Here is a 20080-nt window from a genome sequence, read left to right as displayed (position 1 = left end):
CGCGTTCAATACACACATGGGCAGCTTCTGCCCGCAACAGGAGTCCGAAACATGAGCCTCACACGTTCAACCTTCTTCAAGTGGGCCGCTGCCGCCACCGTGGCCGCCGGCGCACTGTTCGCCGCCAATTCCGCCAACGCCGGTGTCAACTGGTCGGTCGGCATTGCCGCCCCCGGCATCGCCGTCGGCGTGAACCAGCCTTACTATGCGCCGGCGCCCGTTTACTACAACGCGCCCCAGCAGTACTACGCACCGCCGCAGCAGTACTACGCACCGCCACCGCCGGTTTACTACCGCCCGGCCCCGGTGTACTACGCGCCGCCGGCACCTGTCTACTACGGCCCGGGCCGTGGGTATTACCGCGGCGGTCCCGGCTATCGTCATCACCGCGACTGGCGCTGATTCGCCTGACGGCGGCCCGAGCGGGTTGCCGTCACGCCCAAAGAAAAAGCCGACCTCCGGGCCGGCTTTTTCTTTGGGTGGTCACATCGCACGAAACAGGTGGGCGTAGAGCCGGCTGACCGCAATGCGCTCGCCGCGCCCGCGCAGCGCCAGGTGCAGCTTGCCGCCCTCGTCGCGCTGCACCGATTCGATCGCATCGCTGCGCACCACCACCGCGCGGTGCACCTGCCAGAAGGTGTTGGCGTCGAGCTGCGGCATGAGCTGCTTGAGCGGCGTGCGGATCAGGTATTCGTGCCCGGCGGTGAGCACGCGCACATATTTGTCGGCCGCCTCGAAATACAGCACCGCGTCGATCGGCACCATGTGGACGGTGCTGCCGCCGGTGTCGCTGGCGGCGATGAACTTGAGCAGCGCGGCTGCCGGGGCGAGCGGCGCACCGCTGCCGGCGGCGGCAAGCAACTGGCGCCACTGGGCGAGCGTCTGTTCCAACGCGGCCGGTGCGGGCAGGGCGTTCGACGTCACGGGTGCTTGCGTTGCGAGGGCTTGCTGGAGCCGCCCGACCGTCTTGCGCAAGCGCTCGGCCTGCACGGGCTTGAGCACGTAGTCGAGCGCCTGCGCCTCGAAGGCGCGCGCTGCGTATTCGTCGTAGGCCGTCACGAAGACGAGCTGCGGCATCGGCGCCTCTTCGGCTGGCCAGCTTTCGGCCAACTCGGCCGCGGCGCCGAGGCCGTCGAGGCCGGGCATGCGGATGTCGAAGAACAGCACCTGCGGCAGCCGGTCGAGCGCCTCGCGCACGGCGCTGCGGCCGTCGCCGACGAGCGCGACGATTTCCAGTTCGGGCCACGCGGCCGCGAGCTCGGCACGCAGCGCCTGCGCGAGCAGCGGTTCGTCTTCGGCGATGAGTGCGGTGGCGTGCATGGCGTTGTCGACGGCCGCTACAGGCGGTGAGCACCTGTCAGCTTGGACAAATCTTTGTCAAATGTGCCGAGCGGCGTGTGGCCCGCCTTGAGCGCGATTTCGAGAACGAGGCAGTCTGAAAAGCCAAGCGCCGGCCTCTGCCTGAAATTGGCAAGCGCTGCGCCGATCGTGTCGGCGTCTTGCAGTGTCAGCGTCTCGTGCGCCAGCAGTATTTCGAGCGCCGCGGCCAGTTGGGCCGGCGTGCGGTCGTAGACCGATTCAAGAACCCTCAGCGTTTCGGCCAATACCAGCTGCGAAACCCACGCGCTGCCGCCGACAAAGGCTTCCGTCGTTTCGACCTGCTTCGGGTCATCGCGCACCAGCAGGCGGACCAGCACGTTGGTGTCAATCGCCCGCATGGCGGCGCTTCATGCGTTGACGGATGCCTTGCTTGAGCTCGTCGAGCGACTTCGCGGCGGGCATCGCGGCGCCTTCCGGAAAAAGCGCGTCATGCACCGCTTGCGAATTGTGGCGCGCAGCCCGCTTCACCACGATGCGGCCCTGCTCCTCGGTCCATTCCAGCGTGGAGCCGGGCGTGAGCCCGAGGGCGCGGCGCACCGAGGCCGGCACCGACACCTGCCCTTGCGAGGTGAGTTTGGTGTGGGTGTGAATCATCGCGAAAGGCTAGCACATTACCCGGGTAATGTGAAATTCAACGAACTGGATAAGTCACAGAGGAAAAGTGACCGTAGCGCTTGTCCCGCCTACAGGAGATGCCACTAAATTCATGGCACTTCGACTGCCGAAGGTCGCCGCGAGGCGCTCCCGCACCTGTGCCACGCCGAAGCTGCTGCCGTCGGATGCAGGCGCTGCACCCAGGCCGACCCCGGTGTCGTTCACCTCGATCGTGATCCGGGTCTCGCCGTCGGGGCCGGTGTCCCGCCTCGCGCGCACGGTGATCTCGCCGCCTTCCACCTGCGGCTCTAGGCCGTGGCGGATCGCGTTCTCGACCAGCGGCTGCAGCAGCAGCGGCGGCACCGGCACGTCGCGCAGGTCGTCGGGCAGGTCGAGCGTGTAGCGCAGCCGCGGGCCCATGCGGATCGACATGAGTTCCAGGAAATCGCCGAGCCGCGCGAACTCGGCCGACAGCGGATGCGACAAGGCGCGCGAGCCGGCCAGCGTCACCCGCAGGTAGTTGTTGAGGTGGTCGAGCATGGCGATCGCGCGCGGCGGATCGAGCTGGATGAGCGCCCGCAAATTGGCGAGCGTGTTGAAGAGCATGTGCGGCTCGAGCTGCGTTTCGAGCAGTCTGAGTTTGGCTTCGCTGGCGTCGCGCTCGGCAATGGCCACCTGTGCTTCGAGCGCACGGGCGGTACCGCGGCTGAAGAAGAAGTACGCGACCACGACGGTCGCGATCAGCGAGATCACCACGATCGACAGGAACTTCGAGGGCGCGAACGACAACAGCTGCCAGGTGGATTCGCCACTGTACGCGTCGCCGATGCGGGTGCCGACGACGAAGCCGACGCTGGTGCCCAACACCACCAGCGCCGCGCCGTGCCAGCCCCGGTTCCAGAACTTGCCTTCGCCGCGTGCGATGAGCCACCAGCCTCCGTCGATCACCGCGAAGCTGACCAACCCGATCGACAGCGAATACACCATCTGCACGTCCCACCGACCGCGCCCCGACACCGCGAGCGCGACCGCGATGACGCAGCAGAACGCCATGGTGATCACCGCGTGCCGAAGCACATCGAAGATCTTGATACGGGTCGCGTCGGACAGACTCATGCCGGCAGATTCTGGACGAAGAACGACCGGCGTCGTGGTGCGGTTCACCAGAGGTCGGCCTTGGCGCCGGCCAGCTTGATGCGTTCGCGCTCGACCATGCGGTTCAACAGGTCGCCGCCTGGCGGCAGCATCCAGACCGAGAGGCCGTGCGCCATCAGGCCGATGCCCCAGCCGAGCAGCGGATACACCGCCCACATCTGGCCGTTGGCCGCCGACAGGCCGACCAGGCCCAGGTTGACGACTGCATACACCGTCGCGTGGCTGAAGAAGCCGAGCTTGGCCCTGGCGCGGCGGCGTGCGAGGCGGTCGATGCGGGCGGTGTCGTTGACGTTGACGTTCATGACGGTCTCCTTGATTTGTAGATCGGGCGGTCAAACGGCGCGGGCGGCGCTCAGGTCGCGGTCCTGCCGCAGTGCCAGCTTCCAGAGGCGGATCGCGCGGCCGGCGAACACCCCGGAGAACACGCCGTAGAGCGTCGGCACGACGGCGGCAATGGTCGCGTCATGGCGCGTTTCCGGGTGCATCGCGAGCATCACACCGACCACGTACTTGGTGAAGAAGATGCCCATCATCAAAACGAGCGGGACGGCACTGCCGGCCACATGGAACTGGCGCGTGGTGGCGTCGTAGCGGGTGCTGGCGGGCAGGGTGCGTTGCAGCACGAGGGCGGCGACGACCACCGCGGCCGCCGCCCAGCAGGCCAATGCCGCAGGCGAATCGCCGAACACCGAGATCACGCCGTAAACCGACAGGCCGGTCATGACGATCGGCATGACCGTGACGCGGCCGAGGCCAACGGTGCCGGCCATCATTTGCTTGGCGCCAAGCCAGACCAGGAACACGAAGAGGCCGAACACCCAGTGGGGCGTGTGGGTCAGGATTTGCAGCAGCATGGTGGACTCCTTGAAACAGGGGGTTGAAAAGTCGATGGGTGGACTGTCTTCCTGACGCGCCCCCGCTGCGAGCGGGATGCGACGAAACGCAGCGTCGCGGCGCCAAATGCCGATCCCGGGGATGGATGGCGGGCGCTTTACAGAAGGTTTACGGACCGGTCTGACAGCCGTCGCAATCCCCGGCAGGGTGCAGGCTACGATTCGCCGCGGTCGCTCCTTTCGGCGCCCGCCGCCTGCTTTTTGCTTTCCTCAGGACTTCCATGGACCCCCGACCGCCCGAACCTCCGATCGCCACTCCCACCAACCCCGTGCCGCCCAGGCGCCGGCGGCGCTGGCTCGGTTCGGTCGTCGCGGTGCTGGGGCTGGCCGCCGTGGTCGGCGCGGCCTATTACCTGGTGAACCGCCCGCCGGCCGATGCCGCTGCGGGCGCGCGCCGGGTGGCGGCCCCCGGGGCCGGGCGGACCGGGTGGCGCGCGGCCGCGCGGTGCGGGCCCAGGCAGCGGGGTGCCAGCGCCGGCCCGACGGTCACGGTCGGCATGGCGGTGGCCAAGCGCGCCGACATCCCGGTGATCATCGACGCGCTCGGCACCGTGACGCCCGTCACCACGGTCACGCTGCGCCCGCAGGTGAGTGGCGTCATGACCGATGTGCTCTTTTCCGAAGGCCAGACCGTGAAGAAGGGCGAGGTGGTCGCCCGCATCGATCCGCGCCCTTACGAACAGCATGATGCGCAGCACAGGGCACCCGCGTGCGCGACGAGCGCAATTGCAGGCCGCGCGCGTCACGCTGGAGCGCTACCGCACGCTGCTCACGCAAGATTCGATCGCGCGGCAAGACGTGGACACGCAAGGCGCCCTGGTCAAGCAGCTCGAGGGCACCGTCATCACCGACAAGGCCTCCGAGGCCACTGCGAAGCTCAACCTCGACTACACGCGCGTGACTGCGCCCGTCACCGGCCGCATCGGCCTGCGCACGGTCGACCCCGGCAACTACGTGGCCGCCGGTGCGACCACCGGCATTGCGGTCATCACGCAGATGAACCCGATCGACATCCAGTTCACGCTGCCGCAAGACCGCATCCCCGAAATCCAGGCCCGCATGGCGTCGAAGGCGAAGCTCGAAGTGACGGCACTCGACCGCAACCGCACCGCCACGCTCGACACCGGCGTGTTCTCCACGCTCGACAACGTGGTCGACGTGACCACCGGCACCGTGAAAGCCAAGGCGCGCTTCGCCAACGACAAGCTCGCACTGTTCCCGAGCCAGTTCGTCAACGTGAAGCTGCTGCTGCGCACCATCGATGGCGCCGTGGTGGTGCCGGTCACCGCGCTTCGCACATCGGGCACCGGCAACTACGTCTATGTGATCAACGAAGACCGGACCGTGTCGCAACGCGCGGTGAAGCGGGGTGATTCGACGGTCGAATCGGTGGTCATCACCGAGGGGCTGAAAGACGGCGAACGCGTGGTGACCGAAGGCGGCGACCGCCTCAAAGATGGCTCGCGCGTGCAGTTGCCGACAGACGTTCCCGCAGCGGGCGGACGCGCCGGCGGACGGCGCCAGGGCGCTTCGGCGCCGCGCGGCGCCGCATCGGCCCCGGGCGCCATGCCGGCGACGGAACCTGCCGCGCGCGGCACCGCGACGCCCGAAGGCGCGCCCACCAATCCGGGCGTCGAAAAGCCCGTGCCCACGGCCGAGCAACGCCAGCGCATGGGCGAGCGTCGCCGTGAAGGCGGCGGCCCGTCGCAATGAGCCCGTCACGTCCTTTCATCGAGCGGCCCGTCGCGACGGCGCTGCTCATGGTCGCGATCGTGCTCGCGGGCCTGGTGGGCTTCAAGTTCCTGCCGCTGTCGGCGTTGCCGCAGGTCGACTACCCGACCATCCAGGTGCAGACGCTCTACCCCGGCGCCAGCCCGGAAGTGATGAGCCGCACCGTGACCGCGCCGCTCGAGCGCCAGTTCGGCCAGATGTCGGGCCTCTCCCGCATGAGCTCGACCAGCGCCGCGGGCGTGTCGATCGTCACGCTGCAATTCGGCCTCGGCGAAACGCTCGACGTGGCCGAACAGGAAGTGCAGGCCGCCATCAACGCCAGCAACTCGCTGCTGCCGGCCGACCTGCCCGCGCCGCCGGTGTACGCCAAGGTGAACCCGGCCGACGCGCCGGTGCTCACGCTGGCGATCAGCAGCAAGGAGATGCCGCTCACCGAGGTGCAGAACATCGTCAACACCCGGCTGGCGCAGAAGATCAGCCAGGTGTCGGGCGTGGGGCTCGTGACGCTCGCCGGTGGTCAGCGGCCGGCCGTGCGCATCCAGGCCGACACGCGCGCGCTGGCGTCTTTCGGCATCGGGCTCGATTCGCTGCGCACCGCGATCTCGGCGGCCAATGCGAACAGCGCCAAGGGCAGCTTCGACGGCCCGAAGCGTTCGTACACGATCAACGCGAACGACCAGCTCGTCACCGCTGCCGATTACAAGGGCTTGATCGTCGCCTACAAGAACAACGCACCGGTGCGCATGAGCGACGTGGCGCGCGTGATCGAGAGCGCCGAGAACAACCGGCTCGGCGCCTGGTCGGGCGAGACCGGCACGCTCACGCCGGCCATCATCCTGAACGTGCAGCGCCAGCCCGGCGCCAACGTGATCGCGACGGTCGACGCCATCAAGAAGCAGTTGCCCGAGCTGCAGGCGGGCCTGCCCGCATCGCTCGAGGTCAAGGTGCTGAGCGACCGCACGACCGGCATTCGTGCGTCGGTCAAGCACGTCGAGATCGAACTGCTGCTGGCCGTGTTCATGGTCGTGCTGGTGATCTTCTTCTTCCTGCACAGCTGGCGCGCCACGCTGATCGCGAGCCTCGCGGTGCCGATCTCGCTCATCGGCAGCTGCGGCCTCATGTACATGCTGGGCTACTCGCTCAACAACCTGAGCTTGATGGCGCTGACGATCGCGACCGGCTTCGTGGTCGACGACGCGATCGTGATGATCGAGAACATCGCGCGCTACCTGGAAGAGGGCGAGACGCCGTTCGCGGCTGCGCTCAAGGGCGCCGCGCAGATCGGCTTCACGATCATTTCGCTGACGGTCTCGCTCATCGCGGTGCTGATTCCACTGCTCTTCATGGGCGACGTGGTGGGCCGGCTGTTCCGCGAATTCGCGGTCACGCTGGCGATCACGATCCTGATCTCGGCGGTGGTCTCGCTCACGCTGGTGCCCATGATGGCGGCGCGCATGCTCAAGAGCGAGCCACACAACGCGACGCGCGGGCTGGCGGGCAAGGTGCAGGCATTTTTCGACCGCGTGATCGCGCGCTACGACATCTGGCTGCAGTGGGTGTTCCGCCGTCAGGGTCTCACGCTCATCGTCGCGCTGATGACGCTGGTGCTCACCGTGCTGCTCTACGTGTTCATTCCCAAGGGCCTGTTCCCGACGCAGGACACGGGACAGTTGCAGGGCCGCATCGAGGCCGCGCAAGACGTGTCGTATGCGCGCATGTCCGAACTGCAGCAGGCCGCGGCGCGCGCCATCCTGGCGGATCCCGATGTCGACACGCTGAGCTCGTTCACCGGGGTGGACGCGGCCAACAACACGATGCTGAACACCGGCCGCCTGCTCATCAACCTGAAGGCCGATCGCGGCTCGCAGGAAGACACGATGAACCGTCTGCGCCGGCGCGTGTCGGAAGTGGCGGGTGTCACGCTGTACCTGCAGCCGACGCAGGACCTGACGATCGACGCGGAGACCGGGCCCACCGAGTACCGCTTCTCGATCGAAGGCGTCGATTCGGCGACGGTGACCGAATGGGTCAACAAGCTCAAGGCGCGCCTGCAGGACGTGAAGCAGGTGCGCAACGTGACGAGCGACGCGGGCGCGCAGGGCCTCTCGGCCTATGTCGACATCGACCGCAACACGGCCTCGCGCTTGTCGGTGACGGCGAGCGCGGTGGACGACGTGCTCTATAGCGCGTTCGGCCAGCGCATCGTCTCGACGATCTTCACCGAGACCAACCAGTACCGCGTGATCCTGGAGGCGCAGCCCGAATCGATCGAGACGCCGCAGCAGCTCGGCACGCTGAACCTCAAGACGGGTTCGGGCGCGCCCACGCCACTGTCGGCTGTGGCGACCATCCGCGAGCAACTCGCGCCGCTGCAGATCACGCACGTGGCGCAGTACCCGGCCGCGACGGTGGGCTTCGATACGGCCAACGGCGTGTCGCTCGGCAAGGCGGTCGATTCGATCCGCCAGGCCGCGAAAGACATCGGGCTTCCGAGCGGCGTGTCGATGACCTTCCTGGGCGCATCGGGCGCGTACGAAAAATCGCTGTCGAACCAGCTCTGGCTGATCCTGGCCGCGGTGTGTGCGTGTACATCGTGCTGGGCGTGCTGTACGAAAGCTACATCCATCCGCTGACCATCCTGTCGACGTTGCCGTCGGCCGGCGTGGGCGCGTTGCTGGCCTTGATGGTGACGGGCAACGACCTCGGCGTGATCGGGATCATCGGCATCATCCTGTTGATCGGCATCGTGAAGAAGAACGCGATCATGATGATCGACTTCGCCATCGAGGCCGAACGGCACCAGGGCAAGACCGCGCTGGAGGCGATCCATCAAGCGGCGCTGCTGCGCTTCCGGCCAATCCTGATGACGACGCTGGCCGCGCTGTTCGCGGCCGTGCCGTTGATGCTGGGCTTCGGTGAAGGCGCCGAGCTGCGCCGTCCGCTCGGCCTCGCGATCTTCGGCGGACTGATCGTGAGCCAGGTGCTGACGCTGTTCACCACGCCGGTGATCTACCTGGCGTTCGATCGACTGGGGCAACGGTTCGGTCGCAAGCCGGCTGCGGGCGAGCAGGTGGTCGTGTGAATCTTTCCCGTCCCTTCGTCGAGCGCCCGATCGCGACGGTCCTGCTGACCATCGGCATCGCTCTGGCGGGCATTGCCGCGTTCTTCGTCTTGCCTGTCGCGCCGCTGCCCAGGGTCGACTACCCGGCGATCTCGGTGAGCGCCAGCCTGCCCGGCGCCAGCCCGGACACGATGGCGAGCAGCGTGGCGACGCCGCTGGAGCGGCGGCTCGGCACCATTGCGGGCGTCAACGAGATGACGTCGAACAGCTCCACCGGCTCGGCCCGCGTGAGCTTGCAATTCGACCTCAACCGCAACATCGACGGCGCAGCGCGCGAGGTGCAGGCCGCCATCAACGCGGCGCGCGTCGACCTGCCGGCCACGCTCAAGAGCAATCCGACTTACCGCAAGGCGAACCCCGCGTCGTCGCCGGTCATCATCCTGGCGCTGACGTCCAAGACCAAGACGCCGGGGCAGATTTACGACGCGGTGTCGAACATCGTGAGCCAGCGCATTTCGCAGGTGAACGGCGTGGGCGACGTGGAAATCGGCGGCGGCTCGCTGCCGGCGGTGCGCGTCGAGCTGCTGCCGTTCGCGCTCAACAAGTACGGCATCAGCACCGAAGACGTGCGCGCGGCCATCCAGGCGAGCAACGCGAACCGGCCCAAGGGCGCGATCGAAGGCGAAGGCCGGCGCCTGCAGATCTACACCCCGGCTCCGGCGCGTCGTGCAGCCGAATACCGCTCGATGGTCATCGCGTGGCGCAACCAGGCGGCCGTGCGGCTGTCGGACGTGGCCACGGTCTCGGATGGCGTGGAAAACCGCCGCACGCTCGGCCTCTTCAACGGCGATCCGGCCATCATCGTGCTCATCACGCGCGAGCCGAGCGCCAACATCATCGAGACGGTCGACGGCGTGCGCGCGCTGCTGCCCGAACTGCGTGCGCAGCTGCCGCCCGACATCGAGCTGCAGGTCGCCTCCGACAGTACCAATTCCATTCGCGCTTCGCTGCACGAGGTCGAGATCACGCTGATGATTTCGGTCGTGCTGGTGGTGCTTGTCGTCGGCCTGTTCCTGCGCCGCGCGCGCGCCACCATCGTGCCGGCCGTGGCCACCGTGGTGTCGCTGCTCGGCACCTTCGGCGTGATGTACCTGCTGGGGTTCAGCCTCAACAACCTGAGCCTGATGGCCCTAACCGTCGCGACCGGCTTCGTGGTGGACGACGCGATCGTGGTGCTCGAAAACACGATGCGCCATATCGAGGCCGGCATGGACCGCGTGGAGGCGGCCCTGCAGGGCGCGCGCGAAGTGGGCTTCACGGTGCTGTCGATCAGCCTGTCGCTGGTGGCGGTGTTCATTCCGCTGCTGTTCATGGACGGGCAGGTGGGCCGGCTGTTCCGCGAGTTCGCGGTCACGCTGTCGGCCGCGGTGCTGATCTCGCTCGTCATCTCGCTCACCACCACGCCGATGATGTGCGCCTTGCTGCTGCGCCGCGAGCCCGTGCTCCCCGAAGGCACGCCGCCGAAGCGCCATGCCTGGCCGGTGCGCTGGGCCGAGGCGGGCTACGACTTCACGCTGCGCGGCTACGAGCGCAGCCTCGACTGGGCGCTCGCGAGCAAGGCGCTGGTGATGATGATCCTGGTGGTGGTGATCGGCCTCAACTACTACCTGTTCACCAAGGTGCCCAAGGGCTTCTTTCCGCAGCAGGACAACGGCCAGCTCAACGGCGGCCTGCGGGCCGACCAGAGCATTTCGTCCGAAGCGCTGGGCAACAAGTTGCGCGAGGCGGTCGACATCATCCGCAAGGACCCCGCGGTCGACACCGTGGTCGGCTTCGCGGGCGGCAGCCGGGCCGGCGGCGGCTTCATGTTCGTGAACCTGAAGCCGGTGAACCAGCGCGACGTCACCAGCCCGCAAGTCATCGCGCGCCTGCGCCCGCAGCTCGACCGGCTCACTGGCCTGCGCGTGTTCCTCGGCCAGGTGCAAGACCTGCGCATGGGCGGCCGGTCGAGCAATTCGACCTACCAGTACACGATCAAGAGCGACAATATCAAGGACCTGCGCCTGTGGGTCGGCAAGCTGACCGACCGGATGAAGCAGCGGCCCGAACTCACCGACATCGACAGCGACCAGTCCGACAACGGGGTGGAGAGCTACATCACGGTGGACCGCGACCGCGCATCGCAGCTGGGCCTCACCTCCGCCGCGATCGACAGCTCGCTCTACAACGCCTTCGGCCAGCGCTCGGTGGCGACGATCTACGACGAGCTCAACCAGTACAGCGTGATCATGGAGTGGGCACCGCGTTTTGCGCAGGGGCCGGTGGTGCTGAACGACCTGTACCTGCCGTCGAACCCGACCGCGACCAGCGGCACGGTGTTGACGACGACCTCGGCCAACCCGGGCCTGCGCGGCGCCTCGACCGGCGCGCCGCTCACCACCTCCGCCACCACGATGGTGCCGCTCGGCACGCTGGCCAAGGTGTCGGAGCGCGCCATCCCGACATCGATCTCGCACGACGGCGGTGAACTGTCGAGCACGATTTCGTTCGACCTGGCGCCGGGCGTCGCGATCGGCGATGCCCGAACCCTCATCGAACAGGCCACCGCCGATATCGCAATGCCGATCAACGTGCGCGGCAGCTTCAGCGGCACGGCCGCGAGCGCACAGGCGTCGCAAGGGCAACAGGCGTTCCTGATCGTCGCGGCGATCGTGGTGATCTACATCGTGCTCGGCGTGCTGTACGAGAGCCTGATCCACCCGATCACCGTGCTCACCACGCTGCCTTCCGCGGGCGTCGGTGCCGTGCTGGCGTTGATGCTGTTCCGGATGGACTTTTCGATCATTGCGCTGATCGGCGTGTTCCTGCTGATCGGCATCGTGAAGAAGAACGCGATCATGATCATCGACTTCGCGCTCGACGCCGAACGCGCGCGGGGCCTCTCCGCTGCCGAGGCGGTGCGCGAGGCCTGCATGCTGCGCTTCCGCCCGATCCTGATGACGACGATGGCCGCCGCGCTCGGTGCACTGCCGCTCGCCGTCGGATTCGGGCAGGGCGCCGAGCTGCGGCAGCCGCTCGGTGTCGCGATCATCGGCGGACTCATCGCGAGCCAGCTGCTCACGCTGCTGACCACACCCGTCGTCTATGTGCTGATGGACAAGTTGCGTCGCCCGACCTCGAACGAAAAACACCTGAGCCGCGCCGCCGGCGCCCAAGCATGACCGTCCTCCATCGCATTCCCGTTCGCTATCGACAACTCCCGGTGCTGCTGCTGGCCGCCATGCTGGCCGGCTGCGCGATCGGGCCGACCTACGACCGGGCCACCATCGTGTCGCCGGGCGCCTGGAAAGAAGCGCCGGCTGCCGCCGGCTGGTTGCCCGCCGCACCGGCCGATGCGCTCGACCGCGGCGAGTGGTGGAGGCTCTTTGGCGATGCCACGCTCGACGATCTCGCCGGCCGGGTACAGGTGTCAAACCAGAACATCGCCGCTGCGGTCGCGAACTACGCCCAGGCGCAGGCATTGGTGCGGCAGCAACGCGCGGCCTTGTTCCCGCAGGTGTCGGTCGTTGGCACCGGCCGCCGCAGCGGCGCGCGAAATTCCGACACCCCGCCCAGCAACGCGTTCTCCGCCACGCTGGGCGTCGACTGGGCGCCCGACGTGTGGGGGCGGCTTCGCAACGCCGTTACCAGCGCGCAGGCCAATGCGCAGGCAACCGAGGCCGATCTCGCATCGGCCCGGCTCTCGGCCGTCGGTGAACTCGCGATCAACTACTTCTCGGTGCGCGAGGCCGACACCGAACTGCGCCTGCTCGACGAAACCATCACCGGCTACGAGCGCGCCTACACGATCACCAAAAACCGCTACGACGCCGGCATCGTCGCGCAGACCGACGTGCTGCAGGCGCAGACGCAGCTCATCAACACGCGCGCCGACCGGCTGACCGTGCAGCGCACGCGGACTACGCTCGAACACGCGATCGCCGTGCTCATCGGCGTGGCTCCCGCCGACTTCAGCCTGGCCGCTGCCGAGTGGACGGCCACTGTGCCGGGCATCCCGAGCGGCGTGCCGTCGACCGTGCTGCAGCGCCGGCCCGACATCGCGGCCGCCGAGCGCGCGATGGCCTCGGCCAATGCGCAGATCGGGGTGGCGCGTGCGGCGTACTACCCGAGCTTCGGCCTGAACGCGTCGCTCGGCAGCAATGCGAGCCGCGTGGGCGACCTGTTCAGCGCGTCGAACACGCTGTGGGCGCTGGGCCTGTCGGTCGCGCAAGTGGTGTTCGACGGCGGTGCGATCGGTGCCGGCGTCGATGCGGCCAAAGCGTCGTACGACGCCAGCGTCGCGCGCTACCGGCAGACGGTGCTCACCGCCTTCCAGTCGGTCGAAGATCAGCTCACCGCCGGTGCCACGCTGGCGCAGCAAGAGGGCTTGCGCCGCGAAGCCTCGCTCGCGGCCGACAAGACCGAGCAGCAGCTGCTCAACCGCTACCGTTCGGCGCAGGTGAGCTACACCGACGTGGTCACTGCGCAGGCCGCCGCACTCAACGCGCGTCGCTCGCTGGTGCAGACCCAGGTGAACCGCCAGATCGCCGCGATCACGCTGATCCAGGGCCTGGGCGGCGGCTGGCAGGCGGCGTGGTTGGCCGATCCTGCGTCGTAGCGCGGATCTGTACCCAATCCCTCGGCCACCTCCGAATTTGAACTTCAAGATGGGCGCTCCTGGTGCCTGGCGCATCTGGTCGACTGGTGGCGAAGCGCATCAGCCGCCGCGTGGCCCCGGCGTCTTCAGGTAGGCGCCAGATTCGAAAAGCTGCATCTCGGACCGGTCGATTCGCTTGACCACCGACTTGCCGGCGCGGCTCGCCAGCAACTCCAGCAGGGCTTCTGTGACCGCGAAGCCCGAAGTGACCGACGGAAAGAACGACGGACTGCGGATCGCGAACAGGATTGTTTCGTCGGCCAGCAGCGACAGTGGCGAGGCGGCACTGTCGGTGATCGCGACGATGCGGCAGCCTGCGGCTTTCGCGGCTTCCGTCACCTGCAGGGCTTCACGGGAGTAAGGCGCAAAGCTCACGATCACGAGCGCATCGCCCTTGACCATCGCGCGTTGCTGCATCTCGAGCGAGCCGCCCTGGCCATCGACCAGATGTACGCTGCTGCGGAACAGCCGATACACGTAGACGAAAGAGAAGGCGAGCGGAAAGCAGGCGCGAAAACCGGCGGCGTGCACTGCGCCAGCTTTCTCCAGCAGCGCAGCGGCGGCCTGCAGCGAATCGACGTTCTGCCGTTCCGTGACATCCAGGTTGGCGCGCTGGACGTCGAACAACTCATGCACCAGCGTGTGGTCCTTGACGCGGCCCACGAGCTGGCGTGCGCGGTCGCCGTAGGCCTCCGTGCTGCCCAGGCCCATCTCGCCGGCCACGGCCTCCTTGAGCTGCGGCCAGCCCGGGTAGCCGAGGTGCTGCGCGAAACGCACCAGCGTGGCGGGCGTGCTGCGGGCGCGCGTGCCGATCGTGCGCATCGAATTCGTCACGATGTCGTTGGGGTGGTCGAGCAGGTACTTGGCAACCTGCTGCAGGGCGGGGCTCAGGTCCGCGAAACGTTCGCGCAATTCGTCTTTGACAGCCATGGTTTCTCTCCGGGTTCTGGAACGAATGTACCGGAGCGGAACAGTCGTGTTTCAAGCTTTGATTGACGGAGCATATGTTCCAGACAATAATTAATACGGAACAATCGAAACATGCCCAATTCCATGACACACGTCTTCCATCGCCACCTGCGCAGGACGCCGCCCGTGGCTGTCGCCGCCAGCGGCATGACCATCCGCGATGCGGACGGTCGTGAGTACCTCGATGCCTGCGGGGGCGCTGCGGTGTCATCGCTCGGCCACGCGCACCCCGATGTGCTCGCGGCCATGCATGCGCAGATCGACCGGCTGCCTTATGCGCACACCAGTTTCTTCACGACCGGGGTGGCCGAGCAGCTGGCCGACGAACTGATCCGTACCGCACCGAAAGGCATGAGCCATGTCTACCTGGTGAGCGGCGGCTCCGAAGCCGTCGAATCGGCGCTGAAGATGGCGCGGCAGTACTTTGTGGAGATCGGCCAGCCGCAGCGCTCCCATTTCATCGCGCGGCGGCAGAGCTACCACGGCAATACGCTGGGCGCGCTGGCGGTCGGCGGCAATGCATGGCGGCGCGCGCCGTTCGCACCCATCCTGGTGCCGGCAACGCATGTGGCGCCGTGCTATGCGTACCGCGAACAGCGGGACGACGAGACGCCTGTCGCGTACGGTCTGCGGCTGGCAGCCGAGCTCGAAGCGGCGATCCTGCAACAGGGCGCCGACAGCGTCATCGCCTTCGTGGCCGAGACCGTCGGCGGCGCGACGGCCGGCGTGCTGACGCCGGTGCCGGGCTACTTCAAGGCGGTGCGCGCCGTGTGCGACAAATATGGTGTGTTGCTGATCCTGGACGAGGTGATGTGCGGCATGGGACGCACCGGCACGCTCTACGCGTCGGAGCAGGAGGGCGTCGTGCCCGACCTCGTCACCATCGCCAAGGGACTCGGTGGCGGTTACCAGCCGGTGGGCGCGGTGCTCGCGCAAAGGAAGATCGTCGACGCGATGTCGAAAGGCAGCGGGTTCTTCCAGCATGGCCACACCTATCTCGGTCATCCGGTGGCGTGCGCCGCGGCGCTGGCGGTGCAGCAGGTCATCCATCGGGACGGGCTGCTCGACAAGGTGCGCGACGACGGCGAAGTCTTCGATGCGATGCTGCGCGAAGCGCTGGGTGCACACCCTCACGTCGGCGACATTCGCGGCCGCGGATTCTTCCGTGGACTCGAACTGGTGGCCGACCGCGCCAGCAAGACGCCGTTCGATCCGGCGCAGAAGGTGAATGCGCGGATCAAGCAGGACGCGATGACGCGCGGCCTCCTGTGCTACCCGTTCGGCGGCACCGTCGACGGCCTGCAGGGCGACCACGTCCTGCTGGCGCCGCCTTTCATTGCGACACGCGGCGATCTGCAGACGATCGCGACCCTGATGGCCGAGTCCATCGAGGCGGTCACGCGCGCCGTGACCTGACCTTCGTTTACGTCTCCGGTTCTTTTCTTTCTTTGTTCAACTCCTGAGGAGTGTCTCCATGGCTTTGCCCTGCCTGTCGAATTTCACACGAACCGCAGCCCTGCTGGCGGCCATCGCGCTGGTGCCATTGACTGCCGCGCAAGCGCAGGACACGAGCACGCTCGCGAGGATCAAGGCCACCGGGGCCATCACCGTGGGTTATCGCGAGTCGTCGTTCGGCTTCTCGTATCTCGACGGCAGCGTGAAGCCCGTGGGCTACAGCCTGGACATCTGCAAGCGCATCATCGAAGCCGCGCGCGACGAACTGAAGCTGCCGCTGATCGAGGTGAAGTATCAGGCTGTCACCTCGGCCAATCGCATTCCGCTGGTAGTCAACGGCACGGTCGACATCGAATGCGGGTCGACCACCAATCTGGTCGAGCGGCAGAAGCAGGTCGCGTTCTCGCCGGACATCTTTCGCTACAACGTGCGCATGCTGGTGAAGGCCGACTCGGGCATCCGCAGCATCGCCGACCTGCAGGGCAAGACGGTGGTGACGACCACAGGCACCACTTCATTCCGGCTGCTGCGCGATGCCGACAAGGGCCGCAACCTCGACGTGAACAACCTCGCCGGCAAGGACCACACCGATTCGTTCCTGCTGGTGGAGAATGGCCGCGCTCAGGCCTTCGTGCTGGACGACATCCTGCTGGCGGGGCAGATCGCCAATGCGAAGAATCCGAAGGATTTCGTCATTACCGGTGAGAGCCTGCGCACTGAAAACCAGTCGCTCATGTTCCGCAAGGACGATCCGGCCTTCAAGGCGCTGGTCGACCGCGTGGTCGGTGGGATGATGAAGTCCGGCGAGATGGAACGGCTCTACACGCGATGGTTCATGTCGCCGATCCCGCCGAAGAACATCAACATCAACTACCCGCTGAATGCCGAAACGAAGGAAGGCTTCGCCAATCCTTCCTCCAAAGGCATCTGAACCCGACTGCATGACCCGCATCGCCCTGATCCACGCCCTCGCACATTCGGTTGCGCCCATCAACGAGGCATTCGCGCGCGACTGGCCGCAAGCCGAGCGCATGAACCTGCTGGACGACAGCCTGTCGGCCGATCTGGCGCGGAGCGGTCGAGGGCTCGATGCCGCCATGCACGCGCGCTTCGAGCGCCTTGCGCAGTACGCGGTCGACACGGGTGCCGACGCGATCCTCTTCACCTGTTCGGCTTTCGGTGCGTGCATCGAGGCGGTGGCGCGCCGGCATTCGGCGCTGCCGGTGAAAAAGCCCAACGAAGCGATGATCGAGGAAGTGGCGCGCGGCACGGGCACGCTCGGCCTGATCGCGACTTTTGCGGACACCCTCAGGTCGATGCCGCCGGAGTTCCCGGCGCAACTTTCGCTTCGCACCGCGTTGGCCGTGGGTGCGCTCGAGGCGCTCGACGGCGGTGACGTGCAGCGGCACGACGCGCTCATCGCCGAGCAGGCGATCGCCTTGCGGGCGAAGGGCTGCACCCGCATCGCGTTGGCGCAGTTCAGCATGGCGCGTGCACGCGCAGCATGCGAGGCCGCGACCGGACTGCCAGTGCTCACGACGGTCGACAGCGCGGTGCGGGCGCTCAAGCGTCGACTCGCCTGAACGCGGCCTGACCGCGCGGCTCGCCATAATCGGCGCCACTGCTGATTACGCAAGGAGCGTGTGTGGACATCGTTTTGTTGGTCAAGGCCGCGATCATGGGCATCGTCGAGGGCCTGACCGAATTTCTGCCGATCTCGTCGACCGGTCATTTGATATTGGCCGGCGCGCTGCTCGGCTTCGACGACGACAAGGCCAAGGTCTTCGACATCGCGATCCAGACCGGCGCCATCTTCGCGGTCATCCTCGTCTACTGGCAAAAGATCAAGTCGACCGTCGTCGCGCTGCCTCGCCAGCCCAAGGCGCGGCGCCTGGCGCTCAACATCGTCATCGGCTTTTTGCCGGCGGTGGTGCTGGGCCTGCTGTTCGGCAAGGTGATCAAGGAACACCTGTTCATTCCGGTGGTGGTGGCGACCACGTTCATCATCGGCGGATTCATCATCCTGTGGGCCGAAAAGCGGCCGCCCGGCTCCGTGCGCGTCGAGCATGTGGACGACATGACGCCGTGGGATGCGCTCAAGGTCGGGCTCGTGCAGTGCTTCGCGATGATCCCCGGCACCAGCCGCAGCGGCTCGACCATCATCGGCGGCATGCTGCTCGGCCTGAGCCGGCAAGCCGCGACCGACTTCTCCTTCTTTCTTGCGATCCCGACGCTCATCGGGGCCGGTGTGTACAGCCTCTACAAGGAACGTGCGTTGCTGTCGGTGGCGGACATCCCGATGTTCGCGGTGGGGCTCGTCTTCTCGTTCCTGAGCGCTTGGCTTTGCGTGCGCTGGCTGCTCAAGTACATCAGCACCCACAACTTCGTGCCCTTCGCCTGGTACCGCATCGCGTTCGGCATCGTGGTGCTGGTGACGGCGTGGACGGGGATGGTGGTCTGGGCCGAATAAGGCCCTGACTCGGGGCTCAGTCGAGCAGATTCCGCAGCGACGTTTCGATGGCCGCAGCCGTGGCGATCGGCTTTTCCATGGGGAACAGGTGGGTGCCGTCGAGCATGCTGATGCGGCCCTTGGTCACTTGCTGGGTCATGGCCATGCCGACCTGCTTCATCTCGCGCGACTGCAGCCCACCGATGAAGGCGACCTTGCACTTGAGCGGATGGCGGCGCAGCAGGGTGCTCAGGTTGTGCGGCAGCGTGTCGTAGATGGCGGTCTCCACGTCGCGGTCGAAGCTCAGCGTGCGCGCTTCATCGCCTTCGAGCGTGCCGTGGTCGATGTAGTCGTGCAGCACCTGCTCGTCCCACCGCGCGAAGGCCTTCTTGCTGCGAAAGTGATTGAACACCGCCTCGCGGTCTTCCCAGCTGTTGCGGCGTTTGCGGCTGATCAGGCCGGGCGACAGGCTCTTCATGAGTGGCGTGCGCTTCACGAGGCTGAGCGTGTCGGCGCGCCAGCCGCCGATGATGGGCGAATCGAGCAACAACACGCCGGCGACCAGGTCGGGGTTGCGCGCGGCGCACATCAGACTCAGGAAGCCGCCGAGCGAATGGCCGACCAGGAACACCGGGCCCCGCGCGTTGTCGGCGGCGCCCTGCGCGAAATCGCCGAGCTGCTGCACCAGGTGCGGCCAGTTGTCGGTGACGGGGTAGGACGGATCGTGACCGAACTTCTCGATGGCGTCGACGGCGAAACCGCGATTGCGCAGGCTGTCGAGCATCACCCGGTAGGTGCTGGCCGGAAAGCTGTTGCCGTGCGAGAAGATGACCGGGGGCAACGCACTCATCGGCGCGGTCAGATCAGCTTTTCTTCGGGCGTCGAGATCTTGCGCAGCGCGCTGTGGCGCGTGGCCGGCATCTTGAGCGGATGCGCGGTGGCGGCGTCGTCCCAGACCGGGTCTTCGATGCTGTCGAACACTTCGCGCAGCTTCTGGCCCCAGCTGTTGTGCATCATGCGGTAGTACGGATTTTCGGCATCGATGCAGATCACCTTGTCGGTTTGCAGGCGGTTGGCTTCGTACACCACCAGGTCGAGCGGCAGCCCGACCGACAGGTTCGACTTCATCGTCGAATCCATCGACACCAGCGCGCATTTGGCCGCCTCGTCGAGCGGCGTGTCGGGTGTGAGCACGCGGTCGAGCACGGGCTTGCCGTACTTGGACTCGCCGACCTGGAAGTAGGGCGTCTCGTTGGTCGCCTCGATGAAGTTGCCCGCCGAATAGACGAGGAACAGGCGCATGCCTTCGCCCTTGACCTGCCCGCCGAAGATGAAGGACACGTTGAAGTCGAGGCCTGCATGCTTGAGCGCCTCGGCATCGCGGTCGTACACATGGCGCACCGCCGAGCCGAGCACGCGCGCGGCATCGAACATGCTCTTGGCGTTCCAGATGGTGATGGGCGGCTTGTCGTCGGATTCGCGGAGCTCTTCGATCTGCAGGATCTCGCGCACCGACTGCGAAATGCTCAGGTTGCCGGCCGACAGCAGCACCATGACGCGGTCGCCGGGCTGCTCGTAGCAGATCATCTTGCGAAAGGTGCTGATGTGGTCCACGCCCGCGTTGGTGCGGGAGTCGGACAGGAACACCAGGCCGGCGTTGAGTTTGATGCCTACGCAATAAGTCATGAGTTCTCAGT

Annotated in this window: 18 protein-coding genes and 1 pseudogene; 9 read left to right on the top strand and 10 right to left on the bottom strand. The window is 66.8% G+C overall.

Annotated features, from left to right (window positions below; all coding sequences use genetic code 11):
* Window positions 1–51 precede the first annotated feature (51 nt).
* Window positions 52–402: a hypothetical protein gene (locus AX767_RS02730; protein ID WP_068628425.1), complete on the top strand. Its 351-nt coding sequence runs from the start codon at window positions 52–54 to the stop codon at window positions 400–402.
* 81 nt (window positions 403–483) lie between these two features.
* Here the strand turns inward: AX767_RS02730 and AX767_RS02725 are convergent, their stop codons facing one another.
* The 7 genes from AX767_RS02725 to AX767_RS22210 form a co-directional block, all read right to left on the bottom strand.
* On the bottom strand, window positions 484–1320 hold the full coding sequence (locus AX767_RS02725) for a LytR/AlgR family response regulator transcription factor (protein ID WP_068628424.1): 837 nt from the start codon (window positions 1318–1320) through the stop codon (window positions 484–486).
* 17 nt (window positions 1321–1337) lie between these two features.
* On the bottom strand, window positions 1338–1718 hold the full coding sequence (locus AX767_RS02720; RefSeq protein ID WP_068628422.1) for a PIN domain-containing protein: 381 nt from the start codon (window positions 1716–1718) through the stop codon (window positions 1338–1340).
* Window positions 1705–1974 (bottom strand): AbrB/MazE/SpoVT family DNA-binding domain-containing protein, encoded by a 270-nt coding sequence (locus tag AX767_RS02715; protein ID WP_068628420.1) that lies wholly within the window; start codon window positions 1972–1974, stop codon window positions 1705–1707. The genes AX767_RS02720 and AX767_RS02715 overlap by 14 nt, the downstream gene beginning before the upstream one ends.
* Before the next feature lie 54 nt (window positions 1975–2028).
* On the bottom strand, window positions 2029–3090 hold the full coding sequence (locus tag AX767_RS02710) for a sensor histidine kinase (protein WP_068628418.1): 1062 nt from the start codon (window positions 3088–3090) through the stop codon (window positions 2029–2031).
* A 44-nt stretch (window positions 3091–3134) separates the two neighbouring features.
* Window positions 3135–3431, bottom strand: a complete 297-nt coding sequence (locus AX767_RS02705; RefSeq protein ID WP_068628416.1) for a 2TM domain-containing protein — start codon at window positions 3429–3431, stop codon at window positions 3135–3137.
* 30 nt (window positions 3432–3461) lie between these two features.
* Window positions 3462–3983 (bottom strand): DUF6622 family protein, encoded by a 522-nt coding sequence (locus AX767_RS02700; protein WP_068628414.1) that lies wholly within the window; start codon window positions 3981–3983, stop codon window positions 3462–3464.
* A 388-nt stretch (window positions 3984–4371) separates the two neighbouring features.
* Entirely contained in the window at window positions 4372–4683 is a 312-nt protein-coding gene (locus AX767_RS22210; protein ID WP_068628412.1) for a hypothetical protein, read from the bottom strand.
* Between the two features lie 23 nt (window positions 4684–4706).
* Between AX767_RS22210 and AX767_RS02690 the strand changes: the two genes are divergently transcribed.
* The 4 genes and pseudogenes from AX767_RS02690 to AX767_RS02675 all read left to right on the top strand — a co-directional run bounded on the left by AX767_RS02690 (window position 4707) and on the right by AX767_RS02675 (window position 13471).
* Window positions 4707–5735, top strand: coding sequence for an efflux RND transporter periplasmic adaptor subunit (locus tag AX767_RS02690; protein ID WP_443082765.1), 1029 nt, complete (start codon window positions 4707–4709; stop codon window positions 5733–5735).
* A pseudogene (locus AX767_RS02685) lies at window positions 5732–8835 on the top strand (efflux RND transporter permease subunit). The gene AX767_RS02690 and the pseudogene AX767_RS02685 overlap by 4 nt, the downstream one beginning before the upstream one ends.
* Window positions 8832–12035, top strand: a complete 3204-nt coding sequence (locus tag AX767_RS02680) for an efflux RND transporter permease subunit (protein ID WP_068628409.1) — start codon at window positions 8832–8834, stop codon at window positions 12033–12035. The pseudogene AX767_RS02685 and the gene AX767_RS02680 overlap by 4 nt, the downstream one beginning before the upstream one ends.
* Window positions 12032–13471: an efflux transporter outer membrane subunit gene (locus AX767_RS02675; RefSeq protein WP_068628407.1), complete on the top strand. Its 1440-nt coding sequence runs from the start codon at window positions 12032–12034 to the stop codon at window positions 13469–13471. Before AX767_RS02680 ends, AX767_RS02675 begins: the two co-directional genes overlap by 4 nt.
* Before the next feature lie 99 nt (window positions 13472–13570).
* Here the strand turns inward: AX767_RS02675 and AX767_RS02670 are convergent, their stop codons facing one another.
* Window positions 13571–14440, bottom strand: a complete 870-nt coding sequence (locus tag AX767_RS02670) for a MurR/RpiR family transcriptional regulator (RefSeq protein WP_068628405.1) — start codon at window positions 14438–14440, stop codon at window positions 13571–13573.
* A 123-nt stretch (window positions 14441–14563) separates the two neighbouring features.
* Here AX767_RS02670 and AX767_RS02665 point away from each other — a divergent pair, with 123 nt between their 5' ends.
* The 4 genes from AX767_RS02665 (at window position 14564) to AX767_RS02650 (ending at window position 18404) form a co-directional block, all read left to right on the top strand.
* Window positions 14564–15895 (top strand): aspartate aminotransferase family protein, encoded by a 1332-nt coding sequence (locus tag AX767_RS02665; protein ID WP_068628404.1) that lies wholly within the window; start codon window positions 14564–14566, stop codon window positions 15893–15895.
* A 58-nt stretch (window positions 15896–15953) separates the two neighbouring features.
* A complete protein-coding gene (locus tag AX767_RS02660) occupies window positions 15954–16865 on the top strand; it encodes a transporter substrate-binding domain-containing protein (RefSeq protein ID WP_068628402.1) in 912 nt (303 codons plus the stop codon).
* 10 nt (window positions 16866–16875) lie between these two features.
* Complete coding sequence (locus AX767_RS02655) at window positions 16876–17517, top strand: aspartate/glutamate racemase family protein (RefSeq protein ID WP_068628400.1); 642 nt, start codon at window positions 16876–16878, stop codon at window positions 17515–17517.
* Window positions 17518–17579: 62 nt separating this feature from the next.
* Window positions 17580–18404: an undecaprenyl-diphosphate phosphatase gene (locus AX767_RS02650; protein ID WP_068628398.1), complete on the top strand. Its 825-nt coding sequence runs from the start codon at window positions 17580–17582 to the stop codon at window positions 18402–18404.
* A 16-nt stretch (window positions 18405–18420) separates the two neighbouring features.
* On the opposite strand, the gene AX767_RS02645 is transcribed toward AX767_RS02650, so the two are convergent.
* Window positions 18421–19233: an alpha/beta fold hydrolase gene (locus AX767_RS02645; RefSeq protein WP_210392542.1), complete on the bottom strand. Its 813-nt coding sequence runs from the start codon at window positions 19231–19233 to the stop codon at window positions 18421–18423.
* Between the two features lie 8 nt (window positions 19234–19241).
* A complete protein-coding gene (locus tag AX767_RS02640) occupies window positions 19242–20069 on the bottom strand; it encodes a proteasome-type protease (protein WP_068628396.1) in 828 nt (275 codons plus the stop codon).
* Window positions 20070–20080: the final 11 nt, after the last annotated feature.

This window comes from Variovorax sp. PAMC 28711, assembly GCF_001577265.1.
Taxonomy (GTDB): domain Bacteria; phylum Pseudomonadota; class Gammaproteobacteria; order Burkholderiales; family Burkholderiaceae_C; genus Variovorax.
This window is presented reverse-complemented; position numbering and strand designations above follow the sequence as displayed.

Coding starts and splice junctions, on each gene's coding strand:
- AX767_RS02705 (WP_068628416.1), bottom strand. CDS start 3,431: ATGAACGTCAACGTCAACGACACCGCCCGCATCGACCGCCTCGCACGC.
- AX767_RS02720 (WP_068628422.1), bottom strand. CDS start 1,718: ATGCGGGCGATTGACACCAACGTGCTGGTCCGCCTGCTGGTGCGCGAT.
- AX767_RS02665 (WP_068628404.1), top strand. CDS start 14,564: ATGACACACGTCTTCCATCGCCACCTGCGCAGGACGCCGCCCGTGGCT.
- AX767_RS02715 (WP_068628420.1), bottom strand. CDS start 1,974: ATGATTCACACCCACACCAAACTCACCTCGCAAGGGCAGGTGTCGGTG.
- AX767_RS02730 (WP_068628425.1), top strand. CDS start 52: ATGAGCCTCACACGTTCAACCTTCTTCAAGTGGGCCGCTGCCGCCACC.
- AX767_RS02725 (WP_068628424.1), bottom strand. CDS start 1,320: ATGCACGCCACCGCACTCATCGCCGAAGACGAACCGCTGCTCGCGCAG.
- AX767_RS02675 (WP_068628407.1), top strand. CDS start 12,032: ATGACCGTCCTCCATCGCATTCCCGTTCGCTATCGACAACTCCCGGTG.
- AX767_RS02655 (WP_068628400.1), top strand. CDS start 16,876: ATGACCCGCATCGCCCTGATCCACGCCCTCGCACATTCGGTTGCGCCC.
- AX767_RS02710 (WP_068628418.1), bottom strand. CDS start 3,090: ATGAGTCTGTCCGACGCGACCCGTATCAAGATCTTCGATGTGCTTCGG.
- AX767_RS02670 (WP_068628405.1), bottom strand. CDS start 14,440: ATGGCTGTCAAAGACGAATTGCGCGAACGTTTCGCGGACCTGAGCCCC.
- AX767_RS22210 (WP_068628412.1), bottom strand. CDS start 4,683: ATGCGGGCGACCACCTCGCCCTTCTTCACGGTCTGGCCTTCGGAAAAG.
- AX767_RS02645 (WP_210392542.1), bottom strand. CDS start 19,233: ATGAGTGCGTTGCCCCCGGTCATCTTCTCGCACGGCAACAGCTTTCCG.
- AX767_RS02690 (WP_443082765.1), top strand. CDS start 4,707: ATGATGCGCAGCACAGGGCACCCGCGTGCGCGACGAGCGCAATTGCAG.
- AX767_RS02640 (WP_068628396.1), bottom strand. CDS start 20,069: ATGACTTATTGCGTAGGCATCAAACTCAACGCCGGCCTGGTGTTCCTG.
- AX767_RS02660 (WP_068628402.1), top strand. CDS start 15,954: ATGGCTTTGCCCTGCCTGTCGAATTTCACACGAACCGCAGCCCTGCTG.
- AX767_RS02700 (WP_068628414.1), bottom strand. CDS start 3,983: ATGCTGCTGCAAATCCTGACCCACACGCCCCACTGGGTGTTCGGCCTC.